At 63.8% G+C, this 15876-nt stretch carries 15 protein-coding genes and 1 tRNA gene; 8 read left to right on the top strand and 8 right to left on the bottom strand.

Annotated elements, in window-relative coordinates:
* Window positions 1–13 precede the first annotated feature (13 nt).
* Entirely contained in the window at window positions 14–349 is a 336-nt protein-coding gene (locus VQ045_RS00975; protein WP_331828849.1) for a c-type cytochrome, read from the top strand.
* 118 nt (window positions 350–467) lie between these two features.
* On the opposite strand, the gene VQ045_RS00970 is transcribed toward VQ045_RS00975, so the two are convergent.
* Entirely contained in the window at window positions 468–908 is a 441-nt protein-coding gene (locus VQ045_RS00970; RefSeq protein ID WP_331828848.1) for a DUF6691 family protein, read from the bottom strand.
* 5 nt (window positions 909–913) lie between these two features.
* On the bottom strand, window positions 914–1336 hold the full coding sequence (locus VQ045_RS00965; protein WP_331828847.1) for a YeeE/YedE family protein: 423 nt from the start codon (window positions 1334–1336) through the stop codon (window positions 914–916).
* Between the two features lie 101 nt (window positions 1337–1437).
* Here VQ045_RS00965 and VQ045_RS00960 point away from each other — a divergent pair, with 101 nt between their 5' ends.
* The 3 genes from VQ045_RS00960 to VQ045_RS00950 all read left to right on the top strand — a co-directional run bounded on the left by VQ045_RS00960 (window position 1438) and on the right by VQ045_RS00950 (window position 3922).
* A complete protein-coding gene (locus tag VQ045_RS00960) occupies window positions 1438–1749 on the top strand; it encodes an ArsR/SmtB family transcription factor (RefSeq protein ID WP_331828846.1) in 312 nt (103 codons plus the stop codon).
* Between the two features lie 117 nt (window positions 1750–1866).
* Window positions 1867–3342, top strand: coding sequence for a multicopper oxidase family protein (locus VQ045_RS00955; RefSeq protein WP_331828845.1), 1476 nt, complete (start codon window positions 1867–1869; stop codon window positions 3340–3342).
* Window positions 3343–3424: 82 nt separating this feature from the next.
* Complete coding sequence (locus tag VQ045_RS00950) at window positions 3425–3922, top strand: hypothetical protein (RefSeq protein ID WP_331828844.1); 498 nt, start codon at window positions 3425–3427, stop codon at window positions 3920–3922.
* 223 nt (window positions 3923–4145) lie between these two features.
* Here the strand turns inward: VQ045_RS00950 and VQ045_RS00945 are convergent, their stop codons facing one another.
* From VQ045_RS00945 to VQ045_RS00920, 6 genes are all read right to left on the bottom strand, one after another.
* Window positions 4146–4709 carry a L,D-transpeptidase gene (locus tag VQ045_RS00945; RefSeq protein ID WP_442873025.1) on the bottom strand — a complete coding sequence of 188 codons (564 nt, stop codon included), beginning with the start codon at window positions 4707–4709 and terminating at the stop codon, window positions 4146–4148.
* Window positions 4710–5209: 500 nt separating this feature from the next.
* Window positions 5210–5629, bottom strand: a complete 420-nt coding sequence (locus tag VQ045_RS00940; RefSeq protein WP_327622179.1) for a c-type cytochrome — start codon at window positions 5627–5629, stop codon at window positions 5210–5212.
* A gap of 157 nt (window positions 5630–5786) precedes the next feature.
* On the bottom strand, window positions 5787–6863 hold the full coding sequence (locus VQ045_RS00935) for an NAD(P)-dependent alcohol dehydrogenase (protein WP_331828843.1): 1077 nt from the start codon (window positions 6861–6863) through the stop codon (window positions 5787–5789).
* A 98-nt stretch (window positions 6864–6961) separates the two neighbouring features.
* The gene (locus VQ045_RS00930) at window positions 6962–9718 is read right to left on the bottom strand and encodes a cation-transporting P-type ATPase (RefSeq protein WP_331828842.1); all 2757 of its coding nucleotides are present in this window, start codon (window positions 9716–9718) and stop codon (window positions 6962–6964) included.
* 437 nt (window positions 9719–10155) lie between these two features.
* Window positions 10156–10770, bottom strand: a complete 615-nt coding sequence (locus VQ045_RS00925) for a rhodanese-like domain-containing protein (protein ID WP_327622182.1) — start codon at window positions 10768–10770, stop codon at window positions 10156–10158.
* A gap of 198 nt (window positions 10771–10968) precedes the next feature.
* Window positions 10969–11058 (bottom strand) — tRNA-Ser (locus VQ045_RS00920).
* A 673-nt stretch (window positions 11059–11731) separates the two neighbouring features.
* Between VQ045_RS00920 and VQ045_RS00915 the strand changes: the two genes are divergently transcribed.
* The 4 genes from VQ045_RS00915 to VQ045_RS00900 all read left to right on the top strand — a co-directional run bounded on the left by VQ045_RS00915 (window position 11732) and on the right by VQ045_RS00900 (window position 15833).
* Complete coding sequence (locus VQ045_RS00915) at window positions 11732–12745, top strand: septal ring lytic transglycosylase RlpA family protein (RefSeq protein WP_331828841.1); 1014 nt, start codon at window positions 11732–11734, stop codon at window positions 12743–12745.
* Window positions 12746–12870: 125 nt separating this feature from the next.
* Window positions 12871–14067, top strand: coding sequence for a D-alanyl-D-alanine carboxypeptidase family protein (locus tag VQ045_RS00910; RefSeq protein WP_327622195.1), 1197 nt, complete (start codon window positions 12871–12873; stop codon window positions 14065–14067).
* A gap of 21 nt (window positions 14068–14088) precedes the next feature.
* Window positions 14089–14772 carry a dTMP kinase gene (gene tmk, locus VQ045_RS00905; RefSeq protein WP_327622196.1) on the top strand — a complete coding sequence of 228 codons (684 nt, stop codon included), beginning with the start codon at window positions 14089–14091 and terminating at the stop codon, window positions 14770–14772.
* Window positions 14769–15833 (top strand): DNA polymerase III subunit delta', encoded by a 1065-nt coding sequence (locus VQ045_RS00900; RefSeq protein WP_331828840.1) that lies wholly within the window; start codon window positions 14769–14771, stop codon window positions 15831–15833. The genes tmk and VQ045_RS00900 overlap by 4 nt, the downstream gene beginning before the upstream one ends.
* Window positions 15834–15876 lie beyond the last annotated feature (43 nt).

Below are 15876 nucleotides of genomic sequence, written 5' to 3'. Positions count from 1 at the left end.
TCAGGGCGGAAGCATGCATATGATGATGTCCGGCGGCGGATGCGTCGCCTGTCATGGCGCGGATCGGGGTGGCGGGCGGCTGATGCCACGTTTCTGGCAGTCGGCGCCGCCGCTGACAGCCGCCGCCTTGTTCGGCGAGCACGATGAGGCTGCCGGGACGGAAGGCGCGGCCGAGAGTCATGGCGATCATGACGACTATACCGACGACACGCTGCGACGGGCCATCACCGACGGCATCGATCCCGGCGGCGAGCGCCTTGATCCAGTGATGCCGCGGTGGTCGATGACGGACGCGGATATGACGGATCTGATCGCCTATCTGAAGACCCCAGTCGACAGCGCGAAGTGAGGCGCGGCTCAGGGCCAGTCCGCTTGGTTTGACGCCGTCAAGCCCGTGTCGGTGCGCGGCAAGGTTCGACCCCTCGTTTAAGAATCGCGAGGGGTGCGTGTGGCACGACTGCTTCAAGTCAGGTCGCAAATCTTGGCTTTTTGGCCCTCAGCCGCAATGTGATCCATAAGCCGGCCAGCATTCCGGTCAGCATCGCCGGCAGGAAAGCGAGCGTGCCCGGCGCAGCCAGCGGCAAGGCTGTCCAGGCGGGGCCGGGGCAGAAACCGCCGATTCCCCAGCCGATGCCGAATATCGCCGCGCCTGTCAAAAGCGGCGCATCGATATCCGCACGCGTCGGGATTTCGAAGCGCGGCATCATCAAGGGCCGCTCACGCCGCCAGATCAGCCGGTAGCCGACGAAGGTGGTCAGGGATGCGCCGCCCATGACGAAGGCAAGGCTCGGGTCCCACGAGCCGAATACATCCAGGAAGTTGAGAACCTTCGCGGGATCCGACATGCCGGAAATCACCAGACCCAGACCGAAGACGAGGCCCGACACAAGTCCCAATACAAATCGCATGTTCGTCACCCGAGTATGTGCCGGAGGAAAAGGACCGTGAGGAACGCTGTCGTCATGAAGGTCCCGACCGCAACAAGTGATCGCCTCGACAGCCGCGCCAGACCGCAGACACCATGACCGCTGGTGCAACCAGAACCCCAGATCGTCCCGAAGCCGACCAGCAGCCCGGCCAGGATCATCACGCCCAGATTGTCGGAAACGGTTTGTACGACCGGCTCACCCGTGAGCAAGACGAGCAGGAGCGGCGCGGCCACTAGGCCGATCAAGAACGCCAAGCGCCAGCTCCAATCAGAGCGGATGGATGGCAAGGCGCCGACAGTTATCCCGGAAATGCCCGCGACGCGGCCGAAGAATGCCATGACCATGACCGCTGACAAGCCGATCAGCCCGCCTCCGAATAAGGAGGCCCAGGGGGTGAACTCGGTCATGGTGGACGGTGGCATCGCGCGGTTCCCTTTGACAATCGACTCTTTACTGGTGGCCGTAGGAAGCCCATATATGAATCATGTCTAAAGTAGTCAAATCTAATATGTCCGAGTTGGATGCGCGTGCCGCCGGCGTGGCGGCCATTCTCGCACTCATGGGCAACGCCCATCGGCTACGCATTCTTTGCAAGCTCGCCGAGGACGAAGCGTCGGTCGGAGTCCTCGTATCCGAGGTCGGCCTCAGCCAATCCGCTTTGTCGCAGCATCTGGCAAAGCTTCGGGCTGGTGGATTGGTCACCACCCGACGTGACGCCCAGACGATCTTCTACTCTCTCGCAAGCGACGAAGTTCGCGCGATCATGGCGAGCCTGTATGATGTATTCTGTACGCACAGGAAGCGGCACGCCGCACTGTGACGCCAGCACTTCCTCGAATTCGGTTCTCGCAAAGGCTCGCTGCGCGGCGGCAGTTCCTTCAGGTGCGATGCCGATCCTGCAAATCAGCGGACGGCCCCGCGCTGAGAAAGATTTGATATGAACCGACGTGAACTTTTGATGAGCGGCTCCTCGCTTCTCGCTTGGCTGGCAACTTCGGGCCTGGTCTCGGCTGCGAATGCCCAGACGGCTGCGGGACAGGTGGACGGCGAGGAACTTAGCCTTCCGCCACTACTGGACGCGCGGTCCGGCCCGATCCGTCTCGAGGCCACAGCCGGGACGACGGTTTTCGCCGGCGGCGCTCCGTCATCGACCATGGGGTTCAATCAGACCTATCTCGGGCCGACGGTTCTGCTGCGGCGCGGAACGAACATCCCGGTTCGAATCGAGAACGGCGTCAATGTACCGATCACCCTCCATTGGCATGGCCTGACAGTCCCCAGTTCGGCGGATGGCGGCCCGGGCACCGAAACCGCTCCAGGCGCTGGCCGTGACGTCGAGCTACCAGTCAACCAACCGGCTGCAACGCACTGGTATCACACCCATGTTCACGGCCGCACAGCGCCCGATGTCTATGCAGGGTTGGCCGGTGCCGTGATCCTCCAGGACGACGACGAGGCCGGCATCGAACTTCCCAGGACCTACGGCGTCGACGATTTCGTGTTGATCCTGCAGGACAAGCGTTTCGATAGTTCGGGCAGAGCGGTCTACGAACCAGGCATGATGGACGTCATGCACGGCTTTCGCGGCGACGCGGTGCTCGTCAATGGTCAGCTTCGGCCGATTGCCAAGGCGCCGCGCGGTCTGGTGCGGCTGCGTTTAATCAATGCGGCGACTTCGAGTCCCTTCGATCTGTCGCTCGAGAGCGGCCGGCCGCTCGTCCTTATCGGTGTCGATCAAGGCCTGCTCGATGCGCCGGTAGAAGTGAGCAGGGTCTTGATCGCACCCGGCGAACGCGTTGAACTACTGGTCGACCTGAGGCTTGGCGAAGACCGCCTTATGGCGGCATCGCAATCATCCATGGGCATGGGCGGTATGATGGGCGGCATGGGCGGCGATGCCGGGAGCGCAGTCCTCCTGACGCTTGTGCCCGAAGACAGCCAGGAAGCCGCCGTCACCACGATGCCGGAGCGCCTGCCGGGCTCCATGGTTGCCATCGCGGCAACCGGCGCGCGGCGTCGTTTCCTCCTTGACGAAGGCATGGGGCCGATGAACATGGTGCGCGGTCTGCTCGGCGGCTCCCCGGTGATGACCATCAACGGCAAACCTTACGAGATCGACCGCGTCGATTTTTCAACGCCGGTCGGCGCAAAGGAGCATTGGAGCGTCGTTGCCAACCAGATGGCGCATCCGTTCCACGTCCATGGCGCGAAGTTCCAGGTCTTGAGGAACGGCGGCCGCGAACCACGCCCCGAGGAACGGGGATGGAAGGACACAGTCCTGGTGAACGGGGAGGCCGAACTCGCGGTTTCCATTGACGCCGAAACCAGCGAGGGACTGCCGTTCGTCTTCCACTGTCATATTTTGGAACATGAAGACGCCGGGATGATGGGGCAGTTTACGACACAAGTTTAGCGTATCAGGGTAGCCGGCGCGGGGCCATTCGAACCGGCGGCCCACAGGGCCGCACCGCCAGCGACCCGACCAAGGGGACCGAATGATCACGTCAGAGCCGCAGCAGCGGGACACGAGGCAGGGGCTGTGGGCGGTTCCGGAGGTCTCGCTCGCCCTGTTCTCCTTCGCCTTCCATTTCATTTGGGAGTTCCTGCAGATTCCGACATTCGAAGGAATGGCGGACCTTCGGCACTGGGAGGGCGTGAAGATATGCACCTACGCCACCATTGGCGATGTGGGTATCGCCCTGGCCGCCTTCTGGATCACGTCGCTCGCGGCGCGCACGCGACATTGGATAATCGACAAGAAGGCATGGCAGCTGCTGGTCTTCCTGGCCGTCGGCCTCGCCATCACTGTCGGGCTCGAATTCTATTACGTCGAAATATCCAACCGCTGGTCCTATTCCGAGCTGATGCCGCTGGTGCCGCCATTCGGAACCGGTCTCTCGCCGCTGCTTCAATGGATTGTCGTGCCGCTGCTGGTCGTCGAGCTGACCCGGCGAAATCTCTTGGGCACGTCGAGGATCGCGACAAGACGATGAGCGCATTCCGACGCTCGCCGGCGACCCTGTCCGGTGCCTGACCGAAACAGGATGGCCGACCTTCCAAGCGCGCCGTTCGTCTCCCGACACGACGGCCGAGGCAACATCCGCTTCCTTGGCGGGCGTCGCCTTCTTGCCGTCGCGCGGTGGCGGCCCGCCCGGCACTCCGCCGGGTGCCGGCGACCTCTTTTCGAGCCGCGTGGCCGCCGACAATCGGGTTTGGTTAGATGACGACCACCCGTGCGCCGGTCGGAACCCGGTTATAGAGATCGATGACGTGATCGTTGATCATCCGGATGCAGCCATTGGAGACCGACCGTCCAATCGACCAGGGCTCGGTCGTGCCGTGGATCCTGTAATAGGTGTCTCGTTTGCCGCGATAGAGATAGAGCGCACGCGCGCCGAGCGGGTTTCTCGGTCCACCGGGTACGCCGTTGGCATAGCGTGCATACTTGCCCGGCTCGCGGCGAATCATGTTCTTGGTCGGCGTCCAACTCGGCCACTTGGCCTTGCGTCCGATCCGCGCAGATCCCTTGAAGGCGCGTCCCGCCTTGCCGACACCGACGCCGTAGCGTCGCGCCAGACCATCGCCGAGAACCAGGTAGAGAAAATGGTTGCGCGGATCGACCACGATCGTGCCCGCTTGGTAGCCACCGAACTTCACGGTTTGGGGCAGGTATTTCGGATTGAGCTGGAATGCCTTGCGGGGACCGTGGGCCAGAGCCGGCATCGCGGACGTCAGCAAGCCGCCAAAGCCAGCCAGAAGAAGAGCACGTCTTGAGAGCATTTTCGTCATCCTGATCATCTAGTCGTCGAAGGGAGCGGAACACCGCAGTGGATGTCCGAAGCGGGGACGTCAGCTGATCGGAGGACGGAATAAGCCAGTACGGCTTCCTGAAGCGCCAGAGAAGACGGGGACGAAAAGGCTTTCCCGTCCGTCGCCAGGGATCACAGCAGTGATTGCGGACAGGGTGGCCCCGCAATCCAAGGGACAGTGGGGCGCCCCGTGCCAAGCCCTGATTTCGTTGTCGCAGCAATCCGCGGCCGCGGCGACACCGTCGCCGTCATCAGCCGTTGCCGACAAAACATTCGCGACGATCGAGCCGCCATGGGCGGCATTCCCGGCCACGGCGACCGCGATGCCTTTAGGCGTCGCCGCCAATATCGTCACGATTAGGATAAGGAACAACAGCCTCATGCGCCGCACGGTAACAGTACCTGCTTAAGTATTCCCTATCCAAGCACATCAATGAATCGTGAATTTCGCGAATTCTGGCCGCTTCGGGATTATTCGATCCCGTTGGCGCGTTGTAGCGCGCGGACATAGGCGGCGATCTGGCTGACGCTCTTCGGCGATATCCCTTCGATCGGCGGCATACTGCCGAAGCCCCAGTGATGATCACGCACGCCGTTCTGCACGGCCAGTTGGAAAGCCGCGTCGGCGTGATGGTTAGGTTCGTAGATCTTATGGACAAGGGGAGGGGCCGTGCCGCTTTTTCCTGCGGCGCTGGTTCCGTGGCAGGTTGCGCAGTTCGTATTGAAAAGCGCCTCGCCCCTCGTTTCGACGGCGCTCAGTTCCGGCACGGTCACGTCCGCCAGCGCCGCCCCCAGGCCGGCCTCGTCCGCGCCGCGACCGTCGAGACGCCACCAGATGGCAAGGGCCGTGACCACGAGAACGATCGTGAGAATGAGCGCGCGATTTTTCATCAGGGATCCTCTGCTCTGCCGATGTCCGACCGGGTAGGGGACCCCGGCCGGTGAGGTCAAGGTCTCTTTGGTCCGCACCACTCCAACTCGGCCTCGCATCCGAGCGGCTGGATCCGAGCGACGCGTTGAAGCTTGCGCCCTGATCCGCTCGGCGGCCCTATGGCGTGATAGCGACCTTGAGCACGCCGTCGCGCTGGTTGGCGAACAGCTCGTAAGCCTCCTCGATCTGGTCGAGGCCGTAGCGGTGGGTGACCAACGCGCCGAGGTCTACGCGGTCGGATTCGATCACGTTCATCAGGCGGCGCATGCGATCCTTTCCGCCGGGACACAGCGAGGTGACGATGGTGTTGTCACCTAGCCCGGCGTGGAACGCACCGAGCGGGATGGTGAGATCGGAGGAATAGACGCCGAGGCTGGACAACGTGCCGCCCGGCCGCAGAACGCGCAGACAGCTTTCGAAGGTCTTCTGCGTGCCGAGCGCCTCGATCGCAACGTCGACGCCGCGTCCGCCGGTGATCTTCATGATCTCGTCGACGGGATCGGCCGTCTTGAAGTCGATGACGACGTCGGCGCCGAGTGTCTTGGCGATGTCGAGGCGTTCGGGAACCGTGTCGACCCCGATGATCAGGCCGGCGCCCCGCAATCTGGCGCCCGCCGTCGCGCAGAGGCCGATCGGCCCTTGGGCGAAGACGACGACGATGTCGCCGATCTGGATGTTGCCCCGTTCGACACCGCCGAAGCCGGTGGACATGATGTCCGGACACATCAGCACCTGTTCGTCGGTCAGCCCGTCCGGAACCGGCGCAAGGTTGGCCATCGCGTCCGGAACCAGAACATATTCGGCCTGGGTGCCGTCGATCGTGTTGCCGAAGCGCCAGCCGCCCATCGGCTTGTAGCCATGGGGATGGCTCTGCCCATCCTGGGAGTGCTGGCCGCACAGGCAGGCGTTGGAATAGCCGCTGGGACAGATGGCGCCGGCGATGACCCGCTGTCCCTCCTGGTAGCCCTTGACGTTGGACCCGAGTTTTTCGATGATTCCGACCGGCTCGTGACCGATGGTCAGGCCTTTCTCGACAGGGTATTCGCCCTTGAGGATATGAACGTCGGTGCCGCAGATCGTCGTCGTGGTGATGCGCAGCAGCGCGTCGTTCGCGCCGACATCCGGAATCGGCTTTTCGCCGAGCGCGATCCGGCCCGGCTCGATGAAAATTGTCGCTCGCATCTTCTCTGGCATGGCCTTGTCCCTTTCCGTTTTGTCCGTGTCGGATAGGTGCTCACGCCGCGGGGATTGCCGCGTTGATCGAGGTCAAGAGGTGGTCAGTAGTCGGGCGGTCACAAGAGGCGACGCCGCACCACTTTCTCCGCTTCCAGAAGAAGCAGCAACCCGACGCCGATGCCGATGACGATCGCTCCATCGGCCAGTGCGATCGGGCGCGTCTCGAACACGGCCTGCATGAAGGGTGCGTAGGTGAAGACCAGTTGCAGGATGACGGTCAGGCCGACGCCGAGCAGCACCGCCGGGGTGCCGACGACACCGGTGAAGGTCAGCGAGGTCAGGTGCAGATAGCGCACGGAAAACAGATAGAAGATCTCCATGACGACGATCAGGTTGACAACGAGGGTTCGAGCGTAGGCCAACTCGTCGCCGCGTTCGATCGACCAGAAGAAGAGAGCAAAGACGGCGCCCGCGAACAGGATGGAAACCAGGACGATCCGCCAGACCATTTCCATGTCGAGCAGCGAGGCGTTGCCCGGCCTCGGCCGCCGCTCCATCACCGACGGCTCGGCTGGCTCGAAGGACAGGGTCAGGCCGAGCGCGACGGCCGTCACCATGTTGATCCACAGGATCTGTACGGGCGAAACCGGCAGCACGAAGCCCAGAAGGATCGCCCCGACGATCACCAGCGACTCGCCGCCATTGGTCGGCAGCGTCCAGGCGATGACCTTGCGGATGTTGTCGTAGATCGTGCGCCCCTCGCGCACGGCGGCAACGATCGAGGCGAAATTATCGTCGGCCAGCACCACCCGCGCGGCCTCCTTGGCGGCTTCGGTGCCCTTGATCCCCATCGCGACGCCGACATCCGCGCGCTTGAGGGCAGGGGCGTCGTTGACCCCGTCCCCGGTCATGGCAACGACCTTGCCACAAGCCTGCAGCGCTTCGACGAGCCGCAGCTTGTGCTCCGGCGCGGCTCTGGCGAACACATCGACATCCGCGACGCGACGACGTAGCTCCTCGTCGTCCATCGCCTCGATCTGGTTGCCGGTCAAAACGCCGTTGCGCGTATTGAGCCCGAGCTGGCCGGCGATAGCGAGCGCTGTGACCGCATGATCGCCGGTGATCATCTTGACGTCGATGCCGGCGCGGGCGCAGTCGGCGACCGCTTCGATGGCTTCCGGACGCGGTGGGTCGATGAAGCCGGCAATGCCGAGCAGGGTGAAGCCCTCCGCCATGTCGTTCATGCCCAGCGTTGCTTGGTCGCCGACGAATTTGACGGCAAAGGCCAGCACGCGCTGGCCCTCGCGGGCCAATGCGTCGATCCGCTTCAACCATGCCTCATGCTCCAGCGGCGCGACCCCGTCACCAGCGATCTGGTTCGCGCAGAGCGTGATGACATGATCCGGCGCGCCTTTGACGGTAATAGTGTTGCCGCCGGCGCCATCCTGATTGAGCGTCGCCATGAACCGGTGCGCCGCGTCGAAGGGGATGTCATCGAGCCGGCGATGGCGGGCTCGCTCGGCGATGGGATCGAGACCGGCTTTGTGGGCGAGAGCGAGGAGGGCACCCTCCATCGGGTCGCCGGCGACGCTCCACGCGCCATCGCCGCCGCGATGCAGCTGGGCGTCGTTGCACAACAAGGCGGCGCGCGCGAAGCCACGAAGCGCATCGGTCTGGTCAAAGGTCGATCGCGCCCCCGCGCCGCGCAATTCGCCGTCGGGGGCATAGCCGTCGCCGGTGACCGCGATTGCTTCGCCATCCGCTTCGATGACGACCGCGCGCACCACCATCTCGTTGCGCGTCAACGTACCGGTCTTGTCGGTGCAGATGACGGAAACGGCACCCAGCGTCTCGACGGCTGGCAGCTTGCGGATGATCGCGTGCCGTCGCGCCATACGCTGCACCCCGAGCGCAAGCGTAATAGTCAAAACGGCCGGCAATCCTTCCGGGATCGCGGCGACGGCCATGCCCACCATGACCAGAAAGGCATCCTGCGGCGCATAGCCGCGCGCCAGCACCGCGAAGGCGAAGACGGCACCGCTGGCGGCGAGGATGACGAGTGTCAGCCAGCGGGCGAAGCGATCGATCTGTCGTAGCAGCGGCGTGGTGATCTCCTCGATGCCCTCCAGCATCGCGCCGATCCGCCCGATCTCGGCGCGAGAGCCCGTCGCGACGACGAGCCCAACACCACGACCTGACGTGATGAGCGTGCCGGAAAACGCCATCGAGTCGCGGTCTCCCAGCGATGCATTGTGGGCGACCGGCACCGTATCCTTCACCACCGGCACCGACTCACCGGTCAGGGCCGCCTCCTGGGCGCGAAGCCCACGCGTGTCGAGAAGCCGCAGATCGGCCGGCACCCGGTCGCCAGCTTCCAAGAGCACCACGTCGCCGGGAACCAGATCGGTCGCCGGCAAGGTCACCCGCGTGCCGTCGCGCAGTACCGAGGCGTGCGCCGAGAGCATCGAGCGCACGGCGGCGAGCGAATCCTCGGCCCGCCCTTCCTGCCAGAAGCCGATGACGGCGTTGAGAATGACGACGGCGAAGATTACCAGCGTATCGGTCCAGTGGCCGAGCAACGCCGTTACGATTCCGGACGCGATCAGAACGTATATGAGGAGATTGTTGAACTGCGCGAGCAGGCGGGCGAGCGGCCCGCGTCGCGACGGTTCGGGCAACGCATTGGGACCGAACTGGCCCAGCCGCACCGCCGCCTCAGCCGCCGAAAGCCCCTCAGATCGTGCGGCGGCCTGCTCCAGCGCCGCCGCCGGGTCGAGCGCATGCCAGACGACGTCCTCGTCGCCGAATGCTTTGCCCTTCAGCTTGGCCGCGTTATCCCGCTGTTGCCGGTGAGGGGGCTCACGATTCTCCATTCTCGGTCGCTCCGGATGCTTGTCGGCTTGGCTGAGGCCACGTTCGCTATTGAAGCGATACCACGGCCGATGCTGCTGGCCAGCGTCTCATGAGACTTCCCGAGACGGGGACGGTATCATTGCGGCACGCGACCGGCGCCGCGTGCACGGCATGCCGGTCAGGATATCGACGTTTCGGCGTCAAAGTCTCGCTGATGTTGCCTGATCGGCCGATCGCTAGCGATCGAATGAGGTATCTCGGTGTCAATGTCGACACCCAGGAAATCTGCGAGGATGGGCTTTGCAGGCTACTGTGCAAGGCCGACCTCGCGCTCCGCCAACCGCGTCGCCGCGTCCGGCCGGTGCGCGCGGTGAATCTTTGGCGGCGTCCGGGTCACATAGACGTATCTGGAACCGCCACGGAGAATGGGAGAGCAGCGTCGCCCTTCTTCCCGACGCTAGTCGCCCTGGCTGGTCACCGTAAGGCCGAGAACTCGCCAGCTCTGCATGCCACCGCGATAGTAAAAAATGCGCTCCGCTGGATAGCCGGCGGCGATCATAGCGCGAATAGCGGTTGGCGACTGGCCGCACCACAGCCCGTTGCAGAACAACGCGACGCTTTCGGCATTCGCGCAGTCCCAGCCGTCGAAATCCGGCTCGCAACCAAGTTCGGTCAGCCTGTCGCCCACTTGCGTGTAGGGCAGGCTGATCGCGCCCGGAATCGATCCACCCAGGAACCAATCGATCGTCCGGCTGTCGACGACGATCGCGTCCGGGTCCATGAGCATTTCGATCAATTCAAGCTCCCCGATTGTTGTCACCCCTTCCGCCGGTGCAATCGGCTGTATGCAAAATGGCGGACAGGCGCGCGACGTCTTCGCGAATTCGCCCGTGATTTCGTGGTCCTGATCCTGGATTCGGCGGATTTCGACCGGGCCGTCCTCGGTGTCAACGGTCACGCTTGGCATGTCGCGCGCGATCCCGACCGTCAGCTCCTCCGCGGCGCCCGTTCCGGCAAGCGCCGCCAGCGCGACTCCGGCAGCGACGAAACTCGCAGTAATATGTCTCACCATGTGTTCCTCCCTTGAACGCCAAACAGATAGCAGGGTTTGCATATGATGTGGAGGTTGGCTGAGTAGCTGGCGGATCGGAAACGGGTGAGGTGTCGATGGAGCAATCGTCGTTGTTGGCGCGGACCCGGTACTCGATCTTGTTAGAGCCGCGCCGTTTGCATTTCAGTGGGAATTCGCGCTGAACGTTTATCGAGACAATGGCGGATGGGGTGGGATTCGAACCCACGAGACGGTCTCCCGCCTGCCGGTTTTCAAGACCGGTGCCTTCAACCGCTCGGCCACCCATCCCGCTCCGACCGCATAATGGCGATGGCGACGGGAGGCAAGGCGAGTCGGCGCAGGAATGCATATCGGTCCGCCTGGCTCGCCCTGCGCCAGCCGGATGGACGTTCGTCGCCGGGGCGATTCACGGATTCGCGCGGTGATTGAAACAAATCGTGACAAAATTGACGAAGAGGCGAAAGCGTGGCGGAATTTTGGCGGAATTTTGGCGGATGTAAGGCGAAGGCTGAGGCGAGTTGCCGATTTCCTACGTCCCCGCTCGAGAAAGGCGTGGCCGTCGCACAGAATTTCCGGCTTTCCCGACAGTGCCTTACCTCCTTCATGACCGGGGCCGCGGACGCCGACACAGGGCCATTCGCCTCCAACTTGCTGTCGTCGTAACCGTTGCGCGACTCCCTGACCCCGGCAGGTCAGGTTCGCGGCATGGCGGCGATGCCAGGATCGTTCGGCCGGAATGCGTTGATTCGCGTGTTCGGCGGTTGTTAAGTCTTTGTCTGCATGGGTGCGCTGCGCTGGGGAGCGTCTGTTCGCACCCGCGTTGACAGATGCATGGAAGAGGGGGTGCCGCATGGGCTATGCCATTGCGGATATGAAACGGAGCGCGATCCTGACGGGTATGCTCGTCTCGGTTGGACTTCTGATATCGGGTTGCCAGGGCGCGCGATCGCCGGTCCAAGAGATGGCCGACATCAGTACGACCGTGAAGTTCGATTCCAAGACCTTTGGTGTTCCAGCCAGTCCGCGGGTGACGACCTCGAAAAACATCCGCAAGGGCGGCGGCCGCTCCCAGGTCGGCAAGCCCTACAAGGTGCGCGGCCAATGGTATTATCCCAAGGATGAGCCGGGTTATGTGAACACCGGCATCTCCTCCTGGTATGGACCGAACTTCCACGGCCGCCTGACCGCCAATGGCGAAATCTACGACATGTACGGGTTGTCGGCCGCCCATAAGACCTTTCCGCTGCCGTCCTATGCGATGGTCACCAATCTGACGAACGGAAACCGGGTGATGGTGCGGGTCAACGACCGAGGGCCCTATGCCCACGGCCGCGAGATTGATGTGTCCTCGCAGGCCGCCGACCTCCTCGACTTCAAGACCGCCGGCACGGCCAATGTGAAGGTGGAATATATCGGCCGGGCGCCGCTCGAAGGCGATGACACCCAAATGCTGATGGCCAGCTTCGAGCGCGGTGGGGAATGGAATTCCTCCGGCGCCGAGGCCGTCATGGTGGCGGCGGCAGACCAGCCAATCTCGGGCAGGAACGGCCTCGCGCATGTCGCATACGACGCGGCGAAACCAGAGTTGCCTGGGGTTCGACCGCTCGACCATCTGGCGCGGGATCTCTGGACACCAGTCCCGTCTGTCGGACAGTCAGTGCCGGTCCCGACATCGCCGGCCTTCAGCTCGTCCTATGCATCTGAGTCACGAGCGTCGGGAGCACCCCGTGCTCTCAGGGCGTTTGGCGCCCGCGGCGCTTCAGCTGAGCGGATCGCAATTGGCCTGATCGACGAAGCGGTGGCCGAACGTGTTCGTTTCCTCGTCAATGGGAAGGGCGATCTGATTGAAGAAGCCGGACCGGAGGCCGGTCTGATCTCGGCGAGCCTCGCCGTCGCTCGGGGCGAGGATGTCGACGCGGTGCTTCTCGCGCTGTGGCAGGCTGGCGCCGACGAAGCCTTCGTCGTTCGGAACTGATTTCGACCGGCTTCCGCAACCATCTGACGCCAATTCTTGCGATCGAAACACCCGATAGCCTAGTTTGGGGTCAAGAACGGCATCAGCGCGCGTTCGCAACGGGCCTTCCGGGAAAGATGGTGTCCATGAGTCGAGCAGGTTTCCTCAAGACGCGTGTCCTGTTCGCGGCAGGTATTCTGGCGGCGGTGGTCGCATCGAATCCGACATTTTCGCAGGAACCTGCTACGGCGTCGCGGATCGAAACGGCGGCGAAGCAAGCGCTCCTGGTCGACGGCGAAACCGGGACGGTGCTTTTCCAGAAAGATCCCGACGCGCCATTTCCCCCTGCCTCTCTCGCCAAGATGATGACGATGGAGATCGTATTCGCGGCATTGCGCGCCGGCGAGTTGCGCATGGATACGGAATTTCCGATCAGCGAACACGCCTGGCGGACCGGCGGCGCTCCGTCGGGCTCCTCCACCATGTTCGCCAAGCTGAATTCCCGCGTTCCGGTCGAGGCGTTGATCCGCGGCACCATCGTCCAGTCGGCGAACGACGCGGCGATCGCCATTGCTGAGGGGATGGACGGCTCGGAGGAGGCTTTTGCACAGAGGATGAACGAGCGCGCCCGTGAATTGGGAATGACCGCCTCGCGTTTCGTCAATCCGACCGGGCTCCCGGCTGACGGCCAAGAAGTCACGGTGCGCGATCTGCTGACTTTAGCGCGCTATATCCGCGCAACATATCCCGAGTTGTACAAGATCTATGCCGAGCCCGCCTTCGAATGGAACGGGATTTTCCAGCGCAATCGCAATCCGCTTCTGGCGATGGAACTCGGTGCCGACGGCATGGGAACCGGCTATACGGAAGCGTCGGGTTATGCCCTGGTCGGTGTGACGCAGATGGACGGCCGGGTGACCTTTCTGGCGATGAGCGGCCTCGAGAAGTCCAAGGAGCGCGCCGATGAGGCCCGCCGTCTGTTGACCTTTGCCGAGGAGGCCTTCGAGCCCCGCATCCTGTTCGAGAGCGGCGCGAGCATTGGCACCGCAAGCGTCTTTGGCGGCAGTTCGGGCAGCGTCCCGCTGGCCGTCCGCCAACCCGTCAAGCTATTGGTTCCGGTCGATGCTCAGGACCGCGTCTCGGCCCAGATCCGCTACAATGGGCCGCTGATCCCGCCAATCAATGAAGGTGACAGGGTTGCTTCGCTGGAAATCCGCGTCGATGAGGACATAGTGATGACCCAAGCTCTTTATGCTGGCGCTTCCGTCTTCGCCGGGGACTTCGCGGACCGCGCGATGGGAGCGGTCAAGGAACTGGCCGTCGGCTGGCTCCGCGCCTTTTGATCTGCGAGATTCGGACGCCCATTGACCAGTTTTTTCATCACATTCGAAGGCGGCGAGGGCAGCGGCAAGACGACGCAAATCGCCCGTCTTGCCCGCCACCTGGAAGCCCAGGGCCGTATCGTGGTGACCACACGCGAACCCGGCGGTTCGCCCGGCGCCGATGCGATCCGGCACGTCATCCTGTCGGGCGCGGCCGAGGAACTTGGGCCGGAGGTAGAGGCCATTCTGTTCGCCGCGGCGCGCGCCGATCATGTGGCGGCCGTGATACGTCCGGCGATCCAGCGCGGCGAGGTCGTTCTGTGCGATCGGTTTCACGATTCCACCCGTGTCTATCAATTCCTGGACGCCTCCCTGGACCGTGATCTGATGAAACGCCTCGAGCAGGCCGCGACCGCGGGGCTATACCCAAATCTGACGATCATCCTCGATGTCCCGGCCGGCATCGGGGCGGAGCGCGCCCGTGAACGACGAAAAGGCGGCACGGCCGACCGGTTCGAGAAGGAAGGCGAGGCCCTGCACGAGAGACGGCGGCAGGCCTTCCTCAAGATTGCCGCCGAAGAGCCGGATCGCTGCGTCGTCGTCGATGGGACACGGGCGGAGGATGTGGTCGCCGCGGAAATCGCCGGCATCGTCGATGATCGGCTAGAAGCGGCGCGATTCGAGGCAATTTGCCAATCTCTCAACGCGAGGCAGGGAACGTCATGAACGACCTGCCGCTCGAAACGCCGGAAGCCCACGACGATCTCGACGGCGTACCGGCGCCGCCGGCGACGCTCACGCTGTCGGGCCACGAGAACGAATGGCGGGAACTCGTTGCGGCCGGGGCCAGCGGACGTCTTCACCACGCATGGCTTTTCCAGGGGCCGCGCGGCATCGGCAAGGCCACGACGGCCTTCGCCTTCGCGCGGCATCTACTGGCCGGGCCGCGGCCGGACGAGCCGGAAGCGGCAACGCCGGTATCCTCGCCTGACGACGCAACCGTCCGTCAGATCGCCTTTGGGTCGCATCCGAACCTGATCCACGTCGCGCGGCCGCCGGTCGAAAAGGGCACAGGCTTCAGGACGCAGATCACCGTCGATGAGATCCGCAAGCTCAACCGCTTCTTTCATGCGACGGCATCGGGTTCCAATTGGCGGATCGCGTTGATCGACCCGGCCGATGACATGAACCGCAGCGCGGCCAATGCGCTTTTGAAGATCTTGGAGGAGCCCCCGCCGCGGTCGCTGTTTCTGATCACCAACCACACCCCCGGCCGGTTGCTTCCGACGATACGCTCTCGCTGCCGGCTGTTGCAGTTCAAGCCGCTGGATGAGGAAAGTCTCGCTGCGACGCTCGCCCATTGTCTGCCTAGCGCCGATGCGGAAGAGATCCGTGCTGCTGCGAAGATTGCCGAGGGCAGTGTCCGTGAGGCCATCTCGCTGATCGCCCATGGCGGCATAGAGATTCGCAGCACCCTGGACCAATTGCTCCAGGCCGACAGGCCTGATTGGAACGCTATCCATTCCCTGGCCGACGCCTTGACGCTCAAGGGGCGGGAATCGGCCTATGAGCTGCTGGTCGCGGCGCTGCTCTCCGCGATCGCCGACGCCAGCGAGACATGCCTGCGGGTCGGCGACGGGGAGGGCGCGGCGGCCTTGGCCTCGCTGTGGCAGGACGAAACCACGCGGCTTCGGGAAGCCGCAGCCTATAATCTGGACCGAAAGCAGGCTCTCCTCACACTGTTCGACGGGTTCTATCACCGGCGGGCGCGGCACCGGGCCGCCTGACACGCCCCCTGTGCCCGCGCCGAACCGGCAACGGCGCCGATTG

Origin of the sequence: Aurantimonas sp. E1-2-R+4 (assembly GCF_036549515.1) — a bacterium.
In the GTDB taxonomy this organism is placed as follows: domain Bacteria; phylum Pseudomonadota; class Alphaproteobacteria; order Rhizobiales; family Rhizobiaceae; genus Aurantimonas; species Aurantimonas coralicida_A.
Note: the sequence above shows the minus strand (reverse complement) of the source record. Positions and strands in the feature narration are given on the sequence as shown.